Source organism: Curtobacterium sp. MCBA15_001 (genome assembly GCF_001864835.1).
In the GTDB taxonomy this organism is placed as follows: domain Bacteria; phylum Actinomycetota; class Actinomycetes; order Actinomycetales; family Microbacteriaceae; genus Curtobacterium.
On sequence record NZ_MJGI01000023.1, the window covers coordinates 322,525 to 342,582 of the forward strand.

Consider the following 20,058-nt stretch of genomic DNA (forward strand, 5'->3'; position numbering starts at 1 on the left):
GTCGCGCTGCTGCGCTGACATGGGTAGGGTCGGCGTCATGCAGTGCCGCTGAACCGTCTCCGACCACCATCTGCGCGCCGATCCCGGCGCTCGTCGAGAGGTTCACCATGTCCGCACACCTTCCCCTGCAGGGCAAGACCGCCCTGGTCACCGGCGTCTCACGGCGCCGCGGCATCGGGTTCGCCGTCGCGACGAAGCTCGCCACGCTCGGCGCGCACGTCGTCATCCACCACCACCGCCCGCACGACCTGGACCTGCCGTGGGGCGGCGACGACCTGGACGCCGTGCGCGACGGCATCCGCGCCCACCTGACCGAGGGCGCACGGTTCGCCGACGTCTCGGCCGACCTGCGGGACCCCACGACCGTGCCCGAGGTGCTGTCGGCAGCCGCGGCGCTGACCGGCGCGGTCGACGTCCTCGTCTGCAACCACGCCAAGAGCGGCGACGACGGCAGCATCCTCGACATGACCCCGGAACGGCTCAGCGCGTTCTGGGAGGTCAACACCCGCGCGACGATGCTGCTCACCGCGGAGTTCGCGCGCCGCCGGGCTCCCGTCAGCGAGGAGCCGCGTCGACCGGGGGACCGGATCACGGGCGCCGGCCCGTACGCCGAGCCGCAGGGCCACGTGTTCTGGATGACCTCGGGGCAGATCCACGGGGCGATGCGCGGCGAGGTCGCCTACGCGGCGAGCAAGGCGGCGCTCGCCGGGGTCACCGCGACCGTCGCCGCCGAGCTGCTGGAGCTCGGGATCGTCCTCAACACGGTGAACCCGGGCCCGGTCAACACCGGCTACATGGACCCCGAGACCACCGACCGGTCGCTCGAGGACCTGGACGCGTACGTCGCGAGCACGCCGTTCGGACGCGTCGGGACGCCGCAGGACCCGGCCGAGCTGATCGGGTGGCTGGCGACCTCGGCGGGGAGCTGGGTCGTCGGGCAGGTCCTGACATCGGACGGCGGGTTCGGGCTGTGAGCACGCTCGGCTGACCTGCCTGTTCTGCCCCCGCTCTGGGGTCCACGCCCGACCCGCCGCACTGACACGGCCTTCCGAACCACCCTCACGCATCCACCCGAGGATCGGAACCCGTCATGCCCGTCGTCACCATGCCCCGGACGCTGGCTCGTCCTGCCACGTCACCCGAGCCTCCCGTCGGTCCCGGTCCGCATCCCGTCACGGAGCGGCGGGCCGAGGACCGTGTGCTCGTCGGCCGGGCCGCGGGCGGCGACGCGGAGGCCTTCGCGACGATCATGCGACGGACGCGCGACATGCTGCGCGCCACGGCACTGGGCATCCTCGGCGGCTCCAGCGACGCCGACGACGTCGTGCAGGAGACCTTCATCGCGGCCTGGGACCACCTGGACGGCCTGCAGGACGGCGCCGCGATCGCGGGCTGGCTCCGGACGACGGTGCGGCGGCGCAGCTACGACCGGCTGCGGAGCGCGTCGGTCCGGCGGCAGGCCGAACTCGGCGACCACCTGCCCGCGGCGCCGGAGCGCGCTCCGGCCGCGGTGGCGGAACGGCTGTCCCTGGTGGCGGCCGCGCAGCGGGTGCTCGACGGCATGCCGCCCGTGCAGCGGCGGTGCTGGGAGCTGCGGCACCTCGAGCGGCGGAGCTACCACGACATCGCGGCTGCGCTCGGGCTGCCGGTGTCGACCGTCCGTGGGCAGCTGGCGCGGGCGCGTGTGGCGGTGGAGCGGGAGCTCGCGCCCTGGCGGTAGCGGTCGCGTCACTCACCAGCGCAGGACCGGTCCGGAGGCGCGACACGCGTCGCGACGACGACGCCCCGACCACCGGATGGTCGGGGCGTCGTCATGGTGCGGTCCTCAGATGCGGCGGGTCCGACGACGCTTCGCGATGACCGCGGTGCCGATGCCCGCGGCGAGCAGGAGCCCGGCGACGGCCAACGGGACCGTCGGGTCGCTGCCGGTGAAGGCGAGTTCCCCGGTCGGGGTGGTCCCACCCCGCACCGGGACGGCTGTGTGCGTCGTGGTCGCGCCCGGGGTGGTCGGCGTCGTGGCCGGAGCCGTCGGGGTCGCGGTGGCCCCGGGCTGGACGGTCAGCGTCACGGTCTGCGTGGCGTCCGGGGTGGTGCCGTTCGACGCGGTGATCGTCACGGTCGAGTCACCGGGCGTCGTCGGGGTCCCGGAGATGACGCCGGTGGTGCTGTCGATGGTCAGGCCGGCGGGCAGCCCGGTCGCGGTGAAGGTCGGGGTCGGGGTCCCCGTCGCGGTCACGGTGGCGGAGTACGGCGTGCCGGCGGTCGCTGCGGCCGGGGTGCCGGAGGTGATCGTCGGCGCGACCGTCTCCGAGGGCGTGCCCGGGGCGGGGCATCCGGTCGACGCGGTGATCGTGTTCGTGTCGAGGGTCACGGCACCGGTGCGGGCGAGCAGCCGGCCGACGACGGTGGCGCCGGTGGTGGCGGTGACGGACTGCTGAGCCAGGACCGTGCCCTGGAACTGCGCGCCGGTGCCGACCGTGGCCGAGCTGCCGACCTGCCAGAACACGTTGCAGGAACTCGCACCGCCGGTGATGGTGATGCGGCTGGCGGAGCCGATCGTCAGCGTGGACGCGGCCTGGAACACCCAGACCGAGTCCGCGCTGCCGGCCAGGGTCAGTGCACCGTTGTTCGCCAACGCCAACGCGCCGCCGGAGTACACGCCGGGGGAGAGCGACAGCCCGTTCAGCTCGGTCAGGCCGGTCTGTGTCGGGGACAGCGACGCGGCGACGTCGTAGGCCGTCGTCGTGTCGCGCTGTGCCTGTGCCGCTGCGGCGTCCGTCTGGTGCGTGGTGCCGTTGACCGTGCCGTCCGGCGCGCCACCGAAGCCCGTGATCGACGTCCCCGGGGACAACCCGAGGTCGCCGTTGATGACGGACGGGCCGGTGTTCGTGACCGCACTGGCCCCCAGGACGCCGTAGCTCGCAGCGGTCCCGAGGTTCACCGGCCCGTCGATCACGGTCGCGGCGGACGCCGTCGACGTGGTCATCAGCGCCAGGGAGGCTGCGAGCCCGATGCCGGTGAGGGCGATCACGGTGGGGCGGAGGAAACGGGACGTGGCCATGGGAGGCGCCTGTCTGAGCGGGAGAGGCACAGGGCGCACATCGACGACGTACGCATGATCTCCGGTCTGCGAAGTGTGCGCGCTCCGCAGGCAGAACGGTGGGAACACAGGGAACTGGCGGTTTCACGGTGCAACGACGCGAGCGACGGCCGCGCAGTACGGTGGCGTGGTGCACAGGGTCACAGCGGTCGGGTTCGACCTCGACGGCACCCTGTTCGACCACCGCACGGCGTCCCGGGCCGGTGCCACCGGGTTGCTCGCCGGGCTCGGCGTGGACGTCACACCGGCCGTCCTCGATGCCTGGACGGCTGCCGAGGACGCCCAGTACGAGCACTGGCGGGCCGGCCGGGTCAGCTTCGCCGAGCAGCGGCGCACTCGACTCCGGACCGTGCTGCCGCCGCTGGGCATCGAGCCGCCGCCGGACGACGGCGGCCTCGACGCGCTGTTCGGCCGGTACCTCGCGGCGTACCGCGAGGCGTGGACGCTGTTCCCCGACGCGATCCCGGTGCTCGACGAGTTGCGCGGGGAGGGGTACCGCATCGGTCTGCTGACGAACGGCGCCGGCGAGCAGCAGCGCGACAAGCTCGCGGCGACGGGCCTCGACGCCGCGTTCGACGCGGTCTGCGTGTCCGAGGAGATCGGTGTCGCGAAGCCCGACCCGAGGGCGTTCGGTTTGCTGCTCGCCGCGTTGGACGTGACGGCGAACGCCTGCGTGTTCGTCGGCGACGACGCCGCGAAGGACGTCGCCGGGGCGCGGGCGGCCGGGATGCGCGCTGCGGCGGTCGACCGGCCGCGCGTCGGTCTACGCGAAGCGGTCCGGGAGGCTCTGGCGACCTGACTGTCAGATCGAGCACTTCGTCTCGTCGGGGACCAGCCGGGCGGTGGAGAGCAGCATCTCGTGGTCAGTCGACATGGCGCCGCGGGCGTCCAGGACCAGACACCCGAAGTACGTGCCGTCGTGTCCGTCGACGGCGCAGTCCTCGGTGCTGCCGCGGGAGACGGGCATGACCACGCGCTGGCCCGGTCGCAGGCCGTCCCGGTTGTCCCAGAGGCACGTCAGGTCGACGGTCTCTGCCTCGTCGTTGACCACCGTCACCTGGACCTGCGGCTGGAACAGACCGAACGTCGATCCGACCGCCCACACGACGGCGGCGACGGCGACGAGAGCCATCGCGACCGATCCGGCGACGACGGCCAGCAGGGTGCCTCGGGTCATGGCCTGAGCGTAGGACAGGGAGGCTGGACCGGCGAGGCGGGCCGGCACCGGGCCTCCAGATCGGATCGCTGGAACGCGCGTTTCAGAACGGGCGGTATGACACACAGCCGTTACATGGGGGAAACGGTCGGGGCGAACGGGATCCCTAGGTTTCTGACCAGGCAGGCACCGACTGTCGATCCCACTCCCATCGGAGGACGCCATGGCCACCCAGATCGCGACCCCTGTCGCAGCGCCCCACGCCCCCCGCACGTCCGACGCCCTCGCCGGCGCCGGCGTCGTCAAGCCGGGCTACGACCCGGCCCTCACCAACGAGGACCTCGCCCCGCTCCGCCGGCAGACCTGGACGAGCTACAACATCTTCGCGTTCTGGATGTCGGACGTGCACTCCGTCGGCGGCTACGTGACCGCCGGGTCCCTCTTCGCCCTCGGCATCGCGAGCTGGCAGGTGCTCGTCGCCCTGGTGGTCGGCATCCTGGTCGTCCAGGTGTTCGCGAACCTCGTCGCGAAGCCCTCGCAGCGCACCGGCGTCCCCTACCCCGTCATCAACCGCGCGGTGTTCGGGGTCCTCGGGGCGAACGTCCCCGCGATCATCCGCGGGCTGATCGCGATGGCCTGGTACGGCGTGCAGACGTTCCTGGCGGCGCAGTCGCTCAACATCATCTTCCTCAAGTTCATCCCGGCGTCCGCGGGGCTGCTCGACCACGCGTTCCTCGGGCTGTCGGCCCTCGGCTGGATCTCCTACGCGATCCTCTGGGTGGCGCAGGCAGCGCTGTTCTCCATGGGCATGGAGGCGATCAAGAAGTTCATCGACTGGGCGGGCCCGGCGGTGTACGTCGTGATGATCGCGCTCGCCGTGTACCTGGTCGCGAAGGCCGGCATCGGCAACATCTCGCTGAACCTGTCCGAGGGCGAGCCGATGTCCTTCGGGGCGTCGATCCCGGTGATGCTGTCCGCGGTCGCGATCGTCGTCAGCTACTTCTCCGGTCCGATGCTCAACTTCGGTGACTTCTCGCGGTACGGCAAGTCCTTCCAGGCGGTCAAGCGGGGCAACCTGTGGGGCCTGCCGGTCAACTTCCTGTTCTTCTCGATCCTCACCGTGCTGTGCGCCAGCGCGACGGTCCCGGTGTTCGGCAAGCTCATCACCGACCCGATCCAGACCGTCCAGGCGATCGACGCCCCGTTCGCGATCCTGCTCGGCGGCCTGACCTTCGTCACCGCGACGGTCGGCATCAACATCGTCGCGAACTTCATCAGCCCGGCGTTCGACTTCTCGAACGTGGCGCCGCGGAAGATCAGCTGGCGCACGGGCGGCATGATCGCCGCCGTCGGGTCCGTGCTGCTGACGCCCTGGAACTGGTACGGCAACGACCAGGCGATCCTGTACACGCTCGGCATCCTGGGCGCGCTGATCGGCCCGCTGTTCGGCATCCTCATCGCGGGCTACTACCTGGTCGCGAAGCAGCGCGTCGCCGTGGACGACATGTACACGAAGGACACCGGCGCGCGGTACTGGTACCGCGGCGGCTTCAACCCGAACGCCATCTGGACGCTCGTCGCGGCCGGACTGGTCTCGGTCGCCAGCGCCGTCCTGCCCGCCGCCCTCGGGGTCCTGCCGGGCCTGGGCAACTACAGCTGGTTCATCGGTTGCGGCCTCGGGTTGGTGGTGTTCTGGGCCCTCGAGCGCGTCCGACCGAGCATGCCGGTGCTGGACGCATCCGACCCGTCGGTCGACGACGGCGCGGCGGTCGGTCGCGCCTGAGACCGTCACGTCGCGGCCCGTCCTCCACACACGGGCCGCGGCGTCCGGCCGTCCACAGTCCGGCAGGACCGCCGGGAGGCTCGACGCACCGCCGCCACGATGGTCACGTCCATCAGTTCCACCGCTCCACTCGCACCACCGGAAGGACCCCGATGCGCATCCGCGTCGTCAACCCCAACACCACCGCCGCCATGACCGAGACGATCGGCGCCGCCGCGGCAGCCGTCGCCGGCCCGGGCACCACGATCCAGGCGGTCAACCCGACGATGGGACCGGCCTCGATCGAGAGCCACTACGAGGAAGCGCTCGCGGTCCCGGGGCTCCTCGAGCAGATCGCCCTGGGGGAGCGTGACGGGGTCGACGCGTACGTCGTCGCCTGCTTCGGGGACCCCGGGCTCGATGCCGCGCGTGAACTGGCGGCCGGACCGGTGGTCGGCATCGCCGAAGCGGGGTTCCACGCGGCTGCGATGCTCGGCAGACGCTTCGGCGTCGTCACCACGCTGGCGCGGACGACGGGGCGCGCGCACGAGCTCGCCGAGCGGTACGGGTTCGCTCCGCTCGTGACCGAGATCCGCGCGTGCGAGGTCCCGGTGCTCGAACTCGACGATCCCGCGTCCGGTGCCCGAGCGCTCGTCATCGACGAGTGCCGCACGGTCATCGCCGGCGGCGCGGACGCCGTCGTCCTCGGCTGCGCGGGCATGGCGGACTTCTGCGCCGACGTCTCGCGGGCGATCGGCGCGCCGGTCGTCGACGGGGTGTCCGCCGCCACCGTCCTCGCGGAGTCGCTGGTCCGGCTCGGGCTCACGACGGGCAAGCACGGGGAGTACTCGCCACCGCCGCCCAAGCAGCTGACCGGCCTGCTCGCGCCGTTCGGACGGGTCGCGGCATGAGCGCGGGATCCGTGGTCCTCCGTGCGCAGCAGGCGTGGGTGGGGGAGTCGTCCGGTCCCGCCGCGGTCGTGGTCCGCGGCGGTCGGATCACCGAGGTCCTCCCCGTCGACGCCGTGGTCGACGGCGTGCCGGACCACCGCATCCCGGACGGGCACGTGCTGCTGCCCGGACTCGTCGACACGCACGTGCACGTCAACGAGCCCGGGCGCACCGAGTGGGAGGGCTTCGCGTCCGCCACCCGGGCGGCGGCGCTCGGCGGGGTCACCACGATCATCGACATGCCGCTCAACTCGATCCCGGCCACCACGACCGTCGATGCGCTGGCCGTCAAGCGTGCCAGCGCCGCGGGGCGGATCGCCGTCGACGTGGGGTTCTGGGGCGGGGCCGTGCCGGACGCCCTCGGGTCGCTCGATGCGCTGCACGAGCACGGCGTCTTCGGCTTCAAGTGCTTCACCGCACCGTCGGGCGTCGACGAGTTCCCGCACCTCGACCCGTCCCAGCTCCGCCGCGCGATCTCGGAGGTCGCCGCGATCGACGCCCTGCTCATCGTGCACGCCGAGGACCCCGACCACCTCGTCGCGCACGATGCCCTGGGTGCCCGGTACGACGACTTCCTGGCGACCCGTCCGGCCACCGCCGAGCAGTCCGCGATCGCGCAGGTGATCGAGGGCGCGCGGGCCACCGGGGCCCGTGTCCACGTCCTGCACCTGTCCGACGCCGGAGCGCTGCCGATGATCCGTCGCGCGAAGGACGACGGCGTGCGGATCACCGTCGAGACCTGCCCGCACTACCTGGTGTTCCAGGCGGAGACGATCCCGGACGGTGCCACCGCGTTCAAGTGCTGCCCGCCCATCCGCGACGACGCCAACCGCGACGCGCTGTGGCAGGGGCTCCTGGACGGCACGATCGACATGGTGGTGTCCGACCACTCGCCCTCGACCGCCGACCTCAAGGTCGAGGACTGGGGGCTCGCGTGGGGCGGCATCGCCGGGCTGCAGGTCGGGTTCCGTGCCGTGTGGACCGAGGCATCCCGCCGTGGCCTCGGGCTCGACGACGTCGTGCCGTGGTTCACGACCGGGCCGGCGGCGCTCGCCGGGTCCACCGACCGCGGGCGCATCGCTCCGGGCGCCCTCGGGCACTTCGCCGTGTTCGACCCGTCCCCGACCGAGGTCGTCGACGTGACCGGGTTGGCGCACCGCAACCCCGTCTCGGCGTTCGCCGGTCTCGAGCTCTCGGGTCGGGTCACCGAGACGTGGCTGCGTGGCGAGCCGGTCACGGCATCGTCGACGGCCGGGGAGCTGGTGGACCGTGCCTGACGCACGAGGGGTCGACGCACGACGGGCTGACGCACGACTGGCTCACGCACGACTGGGCGCGACGCCGGACGACGTGCTCTGGGGGCGTCTGCCCTCCCGCACCGACGCGCCGGCACTGACAGTCGCGTCGGGCACGGTCGTGACGATCGACACCGTGTCGCACGAGGGGATCCTGCCCGACCAGGGCCAGGACCCGGTCGCGTTCTTCGGCAGCCACGGCATCGATCCGTCCGACGTGCTGACCGACGCCGTGGACATCGCGCGGACCATGACCCGGGACCCGGCGGACGGCCCGCACGTGGTGTCGCGGCCGATCGCCGTCCACGGGGCCGAGCCGGGCGACGTCGTGTCCGTGACGATCCTGCAGGCGACGCCACGGGTGCCGTACGGGGTGATCTCGAACCGACACGGTCGCGGTGCCCTGCCCGGGGAGCTGCCCCGCTCCGCAGAACCGGTGTCCGTCTTCGCGGACGTCGTGTCCCGCGACGGAGTCGACCACGGTCGGCTCCCGGTCGTCCAGGGCGGCCCGCGCACGATCACGTTCCCGTTGCACCCGTTCCCCGGCATCGTCGGGGTCACGCCGGACTCGGCCGAGCGGGCGCACTCGGTCCCGCCCGGACCGCACGGCGGCAACGTCGACATCGCCCTGCTGACGGCCGGGTCGACGCTGCACCTGCCCGTGTTCGTCCCGGGAGCGGGCGTGTACGTCGGTGACCCGCACTTCGCGCAGGGCGACGGCGAGGTCGCGCTCACCGCGATGGAGGCATCACTCCGGCTCGCGGTCCGGCTGGACGTCGTCCCGCAGGCCGAGGCGCTCCGTCGGTTCGGCGCGATGGTCGGACCGATCGCGGAGACCACCGAGCACCTGGTGCCGACCGGGATGCACGAGGACCTCGACGAAGCCGTCCGCCGGTGCGTCCGCGCCGCGATCGCGCTGCTGCGGGCGCGGTGGGGTGTCGACGAGCACATCGCCTACGCGTACCTCAGCGCGGCGACCGACTTCCGCATCTCGCAGGTCGTCGACCTGGTCTGCGGCGCCCACGCCACCATCCGCAAGCGCGACTTCGCGGCGGTCGGCGCATGATCGTGCACGGGGCGTGGCCCGACGGACTCGAGCAGGCGTTCACCGCGTACGAGGACGCCCTGATGCGCGACGACACCGCCGTGCTCGACGCCCTGTTCGAACCCGGCGGAGCGACCCTGCGCGGCGACGACTCCGGCGTGCTCCGCGGCCACGACGCCATCAGTGCGTTCCGCTCCGGTCGGGGTGGTGTCGCGCGCCGGTCCATCGCGACCGTCGACGTCCAGCAGCTCACCGACGACGCCGTGCTCGTGGTGGGGGAGTCGTCGTTCGACGGGGGCGGCCGCGGCCTGCAGACCCAGCTCTGGTGTCGCACCGGCGAGACCTGGCGCATCCGGACCGCACACGTCACCGGGCGTCCGAAGGCGTTCGACCGGTCGGTGTGGCGCGTCGTCGGAGACCCAGTGGTCCGGGGCGCCGAGGACGGTCCGCTCGCCGGGGTTCGCGTCGCGGTGAAGGACCTGTTCGCGATCCGCGGGCACGTCGTCGGCGCCGGCAACCCGACGTGGGAACGATCGGCACCGGTGTCGACCGTGACGGCCTCGGCGGTCCAGACGCTCCTCGACGCGGGTGCCGACGTGACGGGGATCGCTCGGACGGACGAGTTCGCCTACGCACTCGCGGGTCGGAACGCCCACTTCGGAGCACCGCCCAACGGCGCCGACCCGACCAGGATCAGCGGCGGGTCCACGTCCGGTCCGGCCTCCGCGGTCGCGCTCGGGCAGGCGGACCTGGCGCTCGGCACGGACACCGCGGGGAGTCTCCGCGTGCCGGCCAGCCACCAGGGACTCTGGGGCCTCCGCACGACCCACGGCAGCGTCCCGCGCGACGGGCTCCTGCCGCTGGCGCAGTCCTTCGACACCGTGGGGTGGCTCGCGCGGTCGGCGGAGGTGCTCGCGGCAGCGGCGGACGTCGCCGTCCCCGGACCGAGCGTCGACGTGGACGACGACGTGCTCCTGGTGTGCGAGGCCCTGCTCGACGCCGCTGCACCGGCGACGGCGTCCGCCTTCCGGGACTGGCTCGCCGGGACCGGGCGGCCCGTCCGCCGGATCGACCTGCCGGCCCTCGACGACCTCGCGGAGACGCTCCGGATCGTGCAGGCAGCCGAGGCCTGGCACAACCACGGACCGTGGATCACGGCGCACCCCGGTGCACTCGGCGCGGACGTCGCCGCGCGGTTCACTGCAGCGGCCGGGGTCACGACGCAGGACGAAGCGCGGGCGCGACAGCGGCTCGAGCAGCTGCGGACCGCAGTGCGCGCGGCGATCGGCGGCGGTGTGCTGTGCCTCCCGACCGTGCCGGGCCCGGCCCCGTTGCGGACCGCCACCGCGGCAACGGTGCTCACCACCCGGGTCGCGACGCTCCGGATGACGGCGGTGGCGGGGATCGGCGGGCTGCCGGCGGTCAGCGCGCCGTGCATGGTGGTCGATGGTGCGCCTGTCGGTGTCTGCCTCGTCGGTCCGGCCGGTTCCGACCGTCAACTCGCGACGGCCGCCGCAACACTTTCGTAACAACGGTTCCGATAGCCTGATTATTGAAACGGAGGTACCGATGCTGCCAGTGAACCCGCCCGCACGACTCCTGATGGGGCCGGGGCCGATCAACGCCGACCCGCGTGTGCTGCGTGCCCTGTCGACGCCGCTCGTCGGTCAGTACGACCCGTGGATGACGTCCGCGATGAACGACACCCAGACGCTGTACCGGCAGGTGTTCGGCACGACCAACGACGCCACCGTGCTCGTCGACGGCACCTCCCGCGCCGGCATCGAGGCCGTGCTCGTGTCACTGCTGGCGCCGGGGGACCGCGTCCTCGTGCCGGTGTTCGGGCGCTTCGGACACCTGCTCGCCGAGATCGCCGGACGAGCGGGCGCCGAGGTCCACCCGATCGAGACGGCCTGGGGGCAGGTCTTCCCGACGTCCGCGATCGAGGAGGCGATCGTACGGACGAAGCCGAAGGTGCTGGCGATCGTCCAGGGCGACACCTCGACGACGATGAACCAGCCGCTCGACGAGCTCGGCGCGATCTGCGAGCGACACGGCGTGCTGTTCTACACGGACGCCACGGCGACGATCGGCGGCAACCCCCTCGAGGTGGACGACTGGGGCATCGATGCGGTCAGCGTCGGCCTGCAGAAGTGCCTCGGGGGACCGTCCGGCAGCGCCCCGGTGACCCTCTCGCCGCGGGCGGTCGCGGTCCTCGACGGGCGGCGCAGTGTCGAGGCCGGCATCCGTGAACCCGGCGACGCCGTCGCCGACGAGCCGATCCGGTCGAACTACCTGGACCTGGCGATGATCCTGGACTACTGGGGCCCGCGCCGCCTGAACCACCACACCGAGGCGGCCTCGATGCTCTACGCGGCGAACGAGTGCGCCCGCATCCTCCTCGAGGAAGGGCGCGACGCCGCGGTGGCCCGGCACGAGCTCGCTGGACGCGCGATGCTGACCGGCGTGCAGGCACTCGGGCTGCAGGTCTTCGGCGACGTCGCGCACAAGATGCACAACGTCGTCGCCGTCACGATCCCGTCCCAGGTCCAGGGCGACGCCGTGCGCGCCGCGATGCTCGAGGACCACGGCATCGAGATCGGGACCTCGTTCGGACCGTTGCACGGGAAGGTGTGGCGGATCGGGACCATGGGACTCAACGCCCGCAAGGACACCGTCGTGACCACGCTCGCCGCGCTCGAACAGACGCTCCGTCGCGGGGGGTTCGCCGTGCCGCAGGGCGCGGGCGTGGACGCCGCCCTCGACGTGTACGCGGGCGCCGGCGTGGTGGCGTCGTGACGGGCGTCGTGCCGGGCGTCGAGCCGAGCGTCGAGCCGACGGCGGCGACGATCGTCGAGTGGTGCGCGGAACTCGCGGCGGTCACCGAGACCCCGGGCAGGATCACCCGCGTCTACCTCTCGCCCGAGCACGCCCGGGTGAACACGATCGTCGCGCGCTGGATGCAGGACGCCGGCATGACCACGTGGCAGGACGCCGCCGGCAACCTGCACGGCAGCATCGCCGGTGCGACGGCCGATGCCCCCGTACTGCTGATCGGCTCGCACCTCGACACCGTCGTCGACGCCGGCCGGTACGACGGCATCGTCGGTGTGCTGCTGGGGATCGCCGCGGTCGCCCGCCTGCGGAACGAACACGAGGCCCTGCCGTTCGGCATCCAGGTGATCGCGTTCTCCGACGAAGAGGGCACCCGCTTCGGCAAGGCGCTCCTCGGGTCCTCCGCGGTCGCCGGGGTCTGGGACGACGCCTGGTGGGACCTGACCGATGCCGACGGCACCTCGTTGCGCGACGCGTTCACGGCGTTCGGACTCGACCCGGCCCGCGTGGGTGACGCCGCCGTCGACCCGTCGCGGCTCGTCGGCTACCTCGAGGCGCACATCGAGCAGGGCCCGTGCCTCGACGAGGCCGGCCAGGCACTCGGGGTCGTCACGAGCATCGCGAGCGCCCGTCGGTTCGCGGTCGAGGCCGTCGGCGAGGCCCGACACGCCGGCGGGACGCCGTACGACCGCCGACACGACGCGCTGCTGGCAGCTGCCGAGGCCGCCCTCGCCGTGGAGCGCATCTGCCGGGCGTCGCAGCACGTCGGCACCGTCGGCACGATGACCGTCGAACCCGGAGCCGTGAACGTCGTGCCCGGGCTCGCGCGGTTCTCGGTCGACCTGCGCGGCGAGTTCGACGAGGGCCGCGACCAGGTGTGGGACGAGATCACGAAGGCGTTCGCGCTGATCGGGGAACGGCGGGGCGTGAGCGTCGAGCCGACCGAGGTGCACCGGGCGCCGGCGGTGTTCTGCGCACCGCGGCTCATGGGCGCCGTGCGTGCCGGCATCGTCGCGACCGGCGAACCGGAGCCGCTCGAGCTGTTCTCCCGCGCCGGGCACGACGCGATGTCGCTCGGGCTCGTGACCGAGGTCGGGATGCTGTTCCTCCGGAACCCGGACGGCATCAGCCACCACCCCGACGAGTTCGTGTCCGAGGACGACATCGCCCGCGGACTCGACGCCCTCGTGGCCGCGGTGCTGCACCTCGCCGGAGCCGACGCATGACCGACGCGCAGCCGGACGTCCGCGCCCGCATCGACACCGTCTGGGAACGTCTCTCGCCCGCGGAACGCCGGGTGGCCGCCATGGTCCGGCACGACCCGGAGCTGCTCCTGCTCGGGACCTCGGCGCAGCTCGCCGCCGAGTCGGGCACCTCGAAGGCCACCGTCTCCCGTCTCGTCCGCTCCCTCGGGTTCCAGGACGCTGCAGCGGTCCGGCAGGAACTCATGTCGGCACGGGGCAGCGGTCTGCCCTGGGCCGCCGAGGACGCCGCCCATGTCGACCAGCGGGCGGTCGAGGCCCGCAACCTCGACGCGGCCTTCGCGTCCCTCGCCCGCGCCGAGCGACCCCGGCTGGCCCGCCGGATCATGCGCGCCCGCCGGGTGCTCGTGTTCGGTGAACGCGGCGCCCACCCGATCGCGCTGCAGCTCCGGGCCCAGCTCGCCCAGGTGCGACCAGACGTCCGGGTCGGCCCGGCGCCGGGGCAGCGCCTCGGTGAGGAAGTGGCGGACCTCGACCGGCGGGACCTGGTCGTGGTGGTCACGGTCCGACGCCACGCGGCGGGCATCGACCGGCTCGTGCGGCGCTGCGTCGCATCCGGGGCCGACGTCGTGGTGCTCGGGGACCCGACGGCTGCCGTGATCGCTGCGCCGGCCACGACGACGATCCTCTGCCCGGTGGACTCACCGTCCGCGTTCGACTCCCTCGCGGCGGTGTTCGCCGTGGTCGCCGCGATCGCGAACGACGTCTACGCGGCGGCAGGGCCGGCCGGCCGGGCCCGTGTCGACGCCGTCGCGGCGGCGTACGACGCGCTCGGCGAGCTCGCCGACTCCTGACGCGGCGCCCCGGTGCGCAGCGGCCGCTGACGCGGTGGGCGGTGTTCAGTGGACGACGCGTGCGGCGGCGTCCGGCAGGCCGAACGAGGACAGCAGTGCGGTCCACAGGGTGCGTAGCCGTGTCGCGAGTTCCTGGTCGTCGTCGCGGCGCCCCGTCGTCACCAGACCGAACGTGGCCTCGAGCAGCAGGTGTTCGGCTCCCGGCGGGACGGCGTCCGCGGACAGCCCCGCACGCGCGGCCGCGGCCTCGAGCTGTGCTCGGACGAACGTGGCCCACACGAACCCGCGTGGCACCTCGGACTCGGAGTGCAGCAGCTCGTGCAGGAGCCGGACCGCCCCGGCTGCCAGGGGGTCGGTGCGTGTCGCCAGGCTCGTCGCGAGCAGCATCGCCGTGAGCCGTTCCACGCCGGCCGGCTCCGTGAGCGCTGCCTCGGTCTCGGCCCACCGTTCCTGCTGGCGTTCGATGACGGCGACGGCGAGCGCGAGCTTCGACGGGAACAGGTGGTACCCGACGGCCGACTTGGGTCTGCCCATCGCCTCGGCCACGCGCGAGAAGCTGGCGCCCTCGTACCCGTGGACGGCGAACGTGGCGCCCGCTGCCTGCACGATCGCCGCTCGCGACGCCGCCATCGCTGTCTGCCGTTGGTTCACGCTGCCTCGTCGTTCCCGGCCGGAATGGGCCTCGGCACGATCCTAGGAGGCGCCGGCCCGGGTCCGAGCCCGAGCCCAGGCCCGGTCCGTGGCCCCGGCCCGGCTGACGGGTCAGGTGCGGCAGAACCCGGACCAGGCCAGGTGCAGGCCCTTGCGCGACAGGGCGTCCAGGCGTCGCTCGCTGCGCTGTCGTTCGGACACCACGTCGTGCGCACAGCCAGGATCGACGGACACGTCGACGGTGGTGCCGATCGCGTCGACCATCGCGTCGTCGATGTCCGTGATCTGCTGCCGGAGGGTCGCGATGTCGGGCGCCGTGGTCGGGGCGTCCCACGGGTCGTGCGTCCACCGCGTGAACAGGCCGCGCTGCACGAGCTTGCTGGCCGCGATCTGCGACCGGATCACGGCGGCCACCTGCGTGGGGTCGATCCCCTTGCGCTGCGCGGCGGCGGTGACCTCGTCGATCACCGCCTGCTCGCGGGCCGGGTCGGCGATCGGCGAGCCGTGCAGCCACTTGTACTCGGCGACGGGGCCAGCGAGCCGGAGCCGTTCGGTGATCAGGTCGCCGAGGGCTGAGAGTCGCTGTGCCGCGGTCGCGGCCGGGCGCGGTCCGGGCGTGGCGACGGCCGCTGCTGCCGGGACGGGTCCGGCGACCAGGGCGCCGGCGGCGATCGCGGCGACGGTGAGGGCAGCGAGCGCGGTGGCGGCGAGCGTCGTGTGCCGCGCGGCGCTGGCGGGCGGGGGAGTCCGGCGGTCGAGGTGCATGGGGTCAGCTGCCTTCCTGGTGGTCGTGGTGGTCGTGGTGGTCGTGGTGGTCGTGGTGGTCGGGCGGGGCGGGACGTCCACGGAGTCGGCGCGCCACGCGAGTGACCGGCATGACGAACAGCTCCGACCAGGTCGGGTAGACCTCGACGTGGTCGACGTCCTGCGGGCAGTCACAGTCCTCGACGACGGGGACGTCGAGGCCCGGGTAGATCGTCGTCACGCGGTGCGTGGTCATCGGCGCGGGCCCGACTCGTGGTCCTGCCCGCGCGTGCAGGTGCACCGCACACGGATGCGGTCGCCGCTCCGCATTCCGGTGAACACCTCGATGTGGGGCTCCCCGGTGGCCTGCCCGGGTGGTCGCTGCTGATCGGGATCGGTCGTCGTCATCACTCCGCCTGTCCTTCGTCAGACGATCGTCTGACGAGCAAGACGGTACAGCGCGACGACACCGCACCGCGCTGAAGGTGCGCTCAGCGCGGAGCCCGCGTCCTAGGCGCGCAACTGCTCCGCGAGCGAGGCGTTCCGGACCCGGATCAGGTGCGGCACGTACCGCGCCAGGACGAGCACCTCGGCCACCCGCCCGAGCGGGCCGAGCGGCGCGCGGAACGTGATCTCGTCCACCATCCGCGTGCCACGAGCCGACGGCTCGAACCGGTGCTCGTGCCGGAACCGGGCGAACGGCCCACGTACCTGTTCGTCGACGAACCGGTTCGGAGCCTCCAACGCGGTGATCCGTGACGTCATCTGCCACACGATCCCGAGGTGTCGCGCGCGCCACGTGACGGACTCGCCGAGCCCGATGGTGCCGGACGTCGTGCCGGCCACGGCACGCTCGCCACTGTCGGCCATCGACGTCTCGTGCGCACCGATGTCCAGCGAGATCGCGCACGCGCGCTCCGGCGGCACGTCGAGTTCGGTCACGACGCGGAACGACACGGTCATGTGGTCATCCTGGCGCAGGGCAGGATGGTCGCGTGTCATCGACGATGGAAACGGCCAGGAGGCTCGCCCCCGGTCTCGCGCTCGCCACCGGCATCGCCGTGGTCGCCACGGTCATCGGTCGGTTGCTGCCGGTCGTCGGCGCGCCGGTCAGCGGCGTGGTGCTCGGCGCCGTCATCGGGATGATCCGTCGCCCGGCCGCCGCCCTGAAGCCCGGCATCACGACCGCGAGCAAGTTCGTGCTCCAGCTCGCGGTGGTGCTGCTCGGCGCCCAGCTGTCCCTGCTCGAGGTCGCTCGCGTCGGCGTCGAGTCGCTGCCGGTGATGCTCGGCACACTCGTCCTCTGCCTGCTCGCGGCGTGGGGCGTCGGGCGGCTGCTCGGCGTCGTCGGCAACCTGCGCACCCTGATCGGGGTCGGGACGGGCATCTGCGGCGCATCCGCGATCGCCGCGGTCACACCCGTGATCGGCGCCGTGTCGGTCGAGGTCGCGTACGCCGTGTCCACGATCTTCCTGTTCAACGTCGCCGCCGTGATCGTCTTCCCCGTGGTCGGGCACGCACTGGGCATGAGCCAGCACGCGTTCGGCCTGTTCGCCGGCACCGCCGTGAACGACACGTCCTCGGTCGTCGCAGCGGCGAGCACCTACGGTACGCAGGCCGCGAACTTCGCGGTCGTGGTCAAGCTCGTCCGCACGCTCATGATCATCCCGATCGTGCTCGGCCTGGCGTGGCTGGTCGGGCGGCGTGAGCAGGCGGCAGCGCGACTCGCGGCTGCGGACGACGGCGTCCCGGCAGCCGAGCGGCCCCCGTGGACCCTGCGCCGGATCGTGAAGCTCGTGCCCTGGTTCCTCATCGGGTTCGTCATCGCTGCTGCCGTCAACTCCACCGGCGTCCTCCCCGGGCCCGTGCACCCCGCCATCTCGACCGTCGCCGCGTTCCTGATCACCGTCGCACTGAGCGCGATCGGGCTGTCCACCGACGTCGCCGGGTTCCGCCGCGCCGGGTTCCGACCGTTGGTGCTCGGACTCGTGCTGTGGCTCGTCGTGACCGGCTCGAGCCTGGGCCTGATGGCACTGACCGGGGCGCTGTAGCGTCGGGGGCATGACTGCTCCGTTCCCGGTGATCGACGGCCACAACGACCTGCCCTGGGAGCGCCGCGAGTCGCACGACTCCGGCGTCGAGGGCATCGACTCCGAGCAGGACTCGCTGCACACCGACCTGCCGAAGCTGCGCACCGGCGGTGTCGTCGGGCAGTTCTGGTCGGTGTTCGTGCCCGCCGACGATCCCGACCCCGTCCGGACCACGTTGCAGCAGGTCGACCTGGCACACCGGATCATCGAGCGGTACCCGGACGACCTCGCGCTCGCCCGCACCGCCGGCGAGGTCCGGTCGGCCGTCGCGTCCGGTCGGATCGCGTCACTGCTGGGCGCCGAGGGCGGTCACTCCATCGGTGACGACCTCGCCGTGCTCCGCGACCTCGCCCGGCTCGGCGTGCGCTACATGACGCTGACGCACAACGACGACACCCCGTGGGCCGACTCGGCGACCGGTGCCCGCGCGCACGGCGGGCTGACCGACCGCGGCCGGCAGGTCGTGGCCGAGATGGAGCGCATCGGCATGCTCGTCGACCTGTCCCACACCGCACCGGACACCATGCGCGACACGCTCGACGTGGCCACGCAGCCGGTGGTCTTCAGCCACTCGTCGACCGTCGCCGTGAACGACCACCCGCGGAACGTCCCCGACGACGTGCTCGCCCGCCTGGCCGACAACGGCGGCGTCGTGATGATCACGTTCGTCCCGAAGTTCGTCTCGCGTGCATGGGCCGACTGGGAGGACGCGGGCTCGGTCGGCCAGGGCCCGCTGGTCACGGTGTCCGACGTCGCCGACCACGTCGAGCACGCGCGGGACGTCGCCGGTGCCGCGCACATCGGCCTCGGCGGGGACTACGACGGCACTCCGGTGCTGCCGCCGGACCTGCGCGACGTCTCGCGGTACCCGGTCCTGGCCGCGGAGCTCGAGCGGCGGGGCTGGGGTGCGTCCGACCTCGAGGCGCTGGCCAGCGGCAACGTCCTCCGCGTGCTCGAGGCCACCGACGCGCGCTTCGCCGGCACGGCGTTCGTGCGGTAGCGCCCGCGCGCGGACCGGCGGTCAGCCGTACGTCGGGAACTGTGGCCAGCCGTCCGGGCTGTCCTCCCACTCCTGCTGCCGACCGTAGGCCGTCCGGTCCATGATCTGCGCGACCGGCGAGATCGCCTCGGTGCCGCGGGCCGTCGTGGAGTACGTCAGGTACGGCACCCCGTCGCGCAGCAGGTAGTACGAGTACCCGGGCACCGGCCCTTCCGGCTGCGTCCACCCCCAGTCGTCGTGGTAGCTCGTCCCACCCGAGGACACCCACGTGTGCGGCCATCCGCGCGCCCGCCGCCAGGACTGGAGCTGCTCGGTCGGCGCTTCGGACACCATCGCGAACGCGATGCCCTCGTCGTCGAGCCGGCTCATGTCCGCGGGCAGGTTGTCGACGCCCCAGGTGCACGCCGGGCACGCCTCGTCCCACGACGGGGCGTACATGATCCACCTGTACTGGACGATCGGTTCAGTGCTCCTGTACCGGTCGGAGCGCAGCCGTTGGGGAAGTGGTGTCCTGACGCGCCTGGCGGACGACCTCCGGCGGTCCTTCCCGGAAGTGAAGGGGTTCTCCGCGACCAACCTGAAGTACATGCGCCAACTGGCTGCGGCTTGGCCTGACGAAACCTCATTAGGTCCACGAGGTGTGGACCAATTGCCCTGGGGTCATCTCCGGACGCTGTTGCCGGTCGAAGACGCGACCCGACGCGAGCGCTACATCCGAGCGGCCGTCGACCACGGCTGGTCTCGGCATGTCCTCGTCCACAACCTCCGGACGAATGCACTCGAACGAAGTGGGACGCAACCCACCAACTTCGGGCGTCTGCTCGAACCGGACAGTGCAGCCCTGGCGCAGGAACTCACCCGTGACCCGTACGTCCTCGACTTCCTCGCGGTGGATGACGACCGCGGCGAACGCGCACTCGAGCGGGCGATGGTCGACCGGATCGCGGACACCCTCCGCGAGCTGGGCACCGGCTTCGCCTTCGTCGGCCGCCAGGTGCACCTCGACGTCAACGGGAACGACTTCTTCGTCGATCTGCTCTTCTTCCACGTGGAGCAGCTCCGCTACGTCGTCGTGGAACTCAAGCGCGGGGAGTTCCGCCCGGAGCACCTGGGCCAGCTCTCCTTCTCCGTCGCCGTCGTCGACGACACGATGCGGCTCCCGGTCCACGCCGAGACCGTCGGGCTGCTGCTCGTCACCGGCAAGGACGAGGCGGTCGTCCGGTATGCACTCGGGACGTCGAGCGCGCCCGTGGGAGTCGCGAGCTACGACCTGCTCCCGCCCGAGTTGCAGCGCGCACTGCCGTCGGAGGCCGACCTGCGGCGCGCGCTGGAGGGAGCGCCCGGCTGATCGGCCAGGAGGCCCGGCGCGGCCCC

The 20,058-nt window shown here is 72.6% G+C and carries 21 protein-coding genes; 14 read left to right on the top strand and 7 right to left on the bottom strand.

Annotated features, from left to right (window positions below):
• Positions 1-107 precede the first annotated feature (107 nt).
• Together BIU90_RS10830 and BIU90_RS10835 are read left to right on the top strand one after the other, a co-directional pair.
• A complete protein-coding gene (locus BIU90_RS10830; protein WP_071300204.1) occupies positions 108-974 on the top strand; it encodes an SDR family oxidoreductase in 867 nt (288 codons plus the stop codon).
• 116 nt (positions 975-1,090) lie between these two features.
• A complete protein-coding gene (locus tag BIU90_RS10835; protein ID WP_083403882.1) occupies positions 1,091-1,720 on the top strand; it encodes an RNA polymerase sigma factor in 630 nt (209 codons plus the stop codon).
• Between the two features lie 105 nt (positions 1,721-1,825).
• On the opposite strand, the gene BIU90_RS10840 is transcribed toward BIU90_RS10835, so the two are convergent.
• Complete coding sequence (locus BIU90_RS10840; protein ID WP_071300205.1) at positions 1,826-3,061, bottom strand: ice-binding family protein; 1,236 nt, start codon at positions 3,059-3,061, stop codon at positions 1,826-1,828.
• A gap of 169 nt (positions 3,062-3,230) precedes the next feature.
• Between BIU90_RS10840 and BIU90_RS10845 the strand changes: the two genes are divergently transcribed.
• Entirely contained in the window at positions 3,231-3,899 is a 669-nt protein-coding gene (locus BIU90_RS10845; RefSeq protein WP_071300375.1) for an HAD family hydrolase, read from the top strand.
• 3 nt (positions 3,900-3,902) lie between these two features.
• On the opposite strand, the gene BIU90_RS10850 is transcribed toward BIU90_RS10845, so the two are convergent.
• Positions 3,903-4,277, bottom strand: a complete 375-nt coding sequence (locus BIU90_RS10850) for a hypothetical protein (RefSeq protein ID WP_139195232.1) — start codon at positions 4,275-4,277, stop codon at positions 3,903-3,905.
• Between the two features lie 202 nt (positions 4,278-4,479).
• On the opposite strand from BIU90_RS10850, the gene BIU90_RS10855 reads away from it, so the two are divergent.
• The 8 genes from BIU90_RS10855 to BIU90_RS10890 all read left to right on the top strand — a co-directional run bounded on the left by BIU90_RS10855 (position 4,480) and on the right by BIU90_RS10890 (position 14,199).
• The gene (locus BIU90_RS10855) at positions 4,480-6,039 is read left to right on the top strand and encodes an NCS1 family nucleobase:cation symporter-1 (RefSeq protein WP_071300207.1); all 1,560 of its coding nucleotides are present in this window, start codon (positions 4,480-4,482) and stop codon (positions 6,037-6,039) included.
• Between the two features lie 152 nt (positions 6,040-6,191).
• Positions 6,192-6,929 (top strand): aspartate/glutamate racemase family protein, encoded by a 738-nt coding sequence (locus tag BIU90_RS10860; protein ID WP_071300208.1) that lies wholly within the window; start codon positions 6,192-6,194, stop codon positions 6,927-6,929.
• Positions 6,926-8,245, top strand: coding sequence for an allantoinase AllB (gene allB, locus BIU90_RS10865; protein WP_071300209.1), 1,320 nt, complete (start codon positions 6,926-6,928; stop codon positions 8,243-8,245). Before BIU90_RS10860 ends, allB begins: the two co-directional genes overlap by 4 nt.
• Positions 8,238-9,329, top strand: a complete 1,092-nt coding sequence (locus tag BIU90_RS10870) for an acetamidase/formamidase family protein (RefSeq protein ID WP_071300210.1) — start codon at positions 8,238-8,240, stop codon at positions 9,327-9,329. The genes allB and BIU90_RS10870 overlap by 8 nt, the downstream gene beginning before the upstream one ends.
• A complete protein-coding gene (locus tag BIU90_RS10875) occupies positions 9,326-10,837 on the top strand; it encodes an AtzH-like domain-containing protein (RefSeq protein ID WP_083403884.1) in 1,512 nt (503 codons plus the stop codon). Before BIU90_RS10870 ends, BIU90_RS10875 begins: the two co-directional genes overlap by 4 nt.
• 40 nt (positions 10,838-10,877) lie before the next feature.
• Entirely contained in the window at positions 10,878-12,107 is a 1,230-nt protein-coding gene (locus tag BIU90_RS10880) for an alanine--glyoxylate aminotransferase family protein (protein WP_071300211.1), read from the top strand.
• Positions 12,104-13,369 (top strand): allantoate amidohydrolase, encoded by a 1,266-nt coding sequence (locus BIU90_RS10885; protein WP_083403885.1) that lies wholly within the window; start codon positions 12,104-12,106, stop codon positions 13,367-13,369. Before BIU90_RS10880 ends, BIU90_RS10885 begins: the two co-directional genes overlap by 4 nt.
• Positions 13,366-14,199 carry a MurR/RpiR family transcriptional regulator gene (locus BIU90_RS10890; protein WP_071300212.1) on the top strand — a complete coding sequence of 278 codons (834 nt, stop codon included), beginning with the start codon at positions 13,366-13,368 and terminating at the stop codon, positions 14,197-14,199. Before BIU90_RS10885 ends, BIU90_RS10890 begins: the two co-directional genes overlap by 4 nt.
• A gap of 45 nt (positions 14,200-14,244) precedes the next feature.
• Here the strand turns inward: BIU90_RS10890 and BIU90_RS10895 are convergent, their stop codons facing one another.
• The 4 genes from BIU90_RS10895 to BIU90_RS10910 form a co-directional block, all read right to left on the bottom strand.
• The gene (locus tag BIU90_RS10895; RefSeq protein WP_139195233.1) at positions 14,245-14,850 is read right to left on the bottom strand and encodes a TetR family transcriptional regulator; all 606 of its coding nucleotides are present in this window, start codon (positions 14,848-14,850) and stop codon (positions 14,245-14,247) included.
• Between the two features lie 111 nt (positions 14,851-14,961).
• Positions 14,962-15,615: a gamma subclass chorismate mutase AroQ gene (aroQ, locus tag BIU90_RS10900; RefSeq protein ID WP_071300214.1), complete on the bottom strand. Its 654-nt coding sequence runs from the start codon at positions 15,613-15,615 to the stop codon at positions 14,962-14,964.
• Between the two features lie 4 nt (positions 15,616-15,619).
• The gene (locus BIU90_RS18350; protein WP_071300215.1) at positions 15,620-15,850 is read right to left on the bottom strand and encodes a hypothetical protein; all 231 of its coding nucleotides are present in this window, start codon (positions 15,848-15,850) and stop codon (positions 15,620-15,622) included.
• A 254-nt stretch (positions 15,851-16,104) separates the two neighbouring features.
• The gene (locus BIU90_RS10910) at positions 16,105-16,557 is read right to left on the bottom strand and encodes an SRPBCC family protein (protein ID WP_071300216.1); all 453 of its coding nucleotides are present in this window, start codon (positions 16,555-16,557) and stop codon (positions 16,105-16,107) included.
• Positions 16,558-16,589: 32 nt separating this feature from the next.
• Between BIU90_RS10910 and BIU90_RS10915 the strand changes: the two genes are divergently transcribed.
• The gene (locus tag BIU90_RS10915; RefSeq protein ID WP_254787018.1) at positions 16,590-17,645 is read left to right on the top strand and encodes a YeiH family protein; all 1,056 of its coding nucleotides are present in this window, start codon (positions 16,590-16,592) and stop codon (positions 17,643-17,645) included.
• 10 nt (positions 17,646-17,655) lie between these two features.
• Entirely contained in the window at positions 17,656-18,684 is a 1,029-nt protein-coding gene (locus BIU90_RS10920; protein WP_071300217.1) for a dipeptidase, read from the top strand.
• A gap of 21 nt (positions 18,685-18,705) precedes the next feature.
• Here BIU90_RS10920 and BIU90_RS10925 read toward each other — a convergent pair whose 3' ends face one another.
• The gene (locus tag BIU90_RS10925; protein WP_071300218.1) at positions 18,706-19,122 is read right to left on the bottom strand and encodes a DUF899 family protein; all 417 of its coding nucleotides are present in this window, start codon (positions 19,120-19,122) and stop codon (positions 18,706-18,708) included.
• Between BIU90_RS10925 and BIU90_RS10930 the strand changes: the two genes are divergently transcribed.
• Positions 19,121-20,032: a YhcG family protein gene (locus tag BIU90_RS10930; RefSeq protein ID WP_071300219.1), complete on the top strand. Its 912-nt coding sequence runs from the start codon at positions 19,121-19,123 to the stop codon at positions 20,030-20,032. The genes BIU90_RS10925 and BIU90_RS10930 overlap by 2 nt on opposite strands.
• The last annotated feature ends 26 nt before the right edge of the window (positions 20,033-20,058 follow it).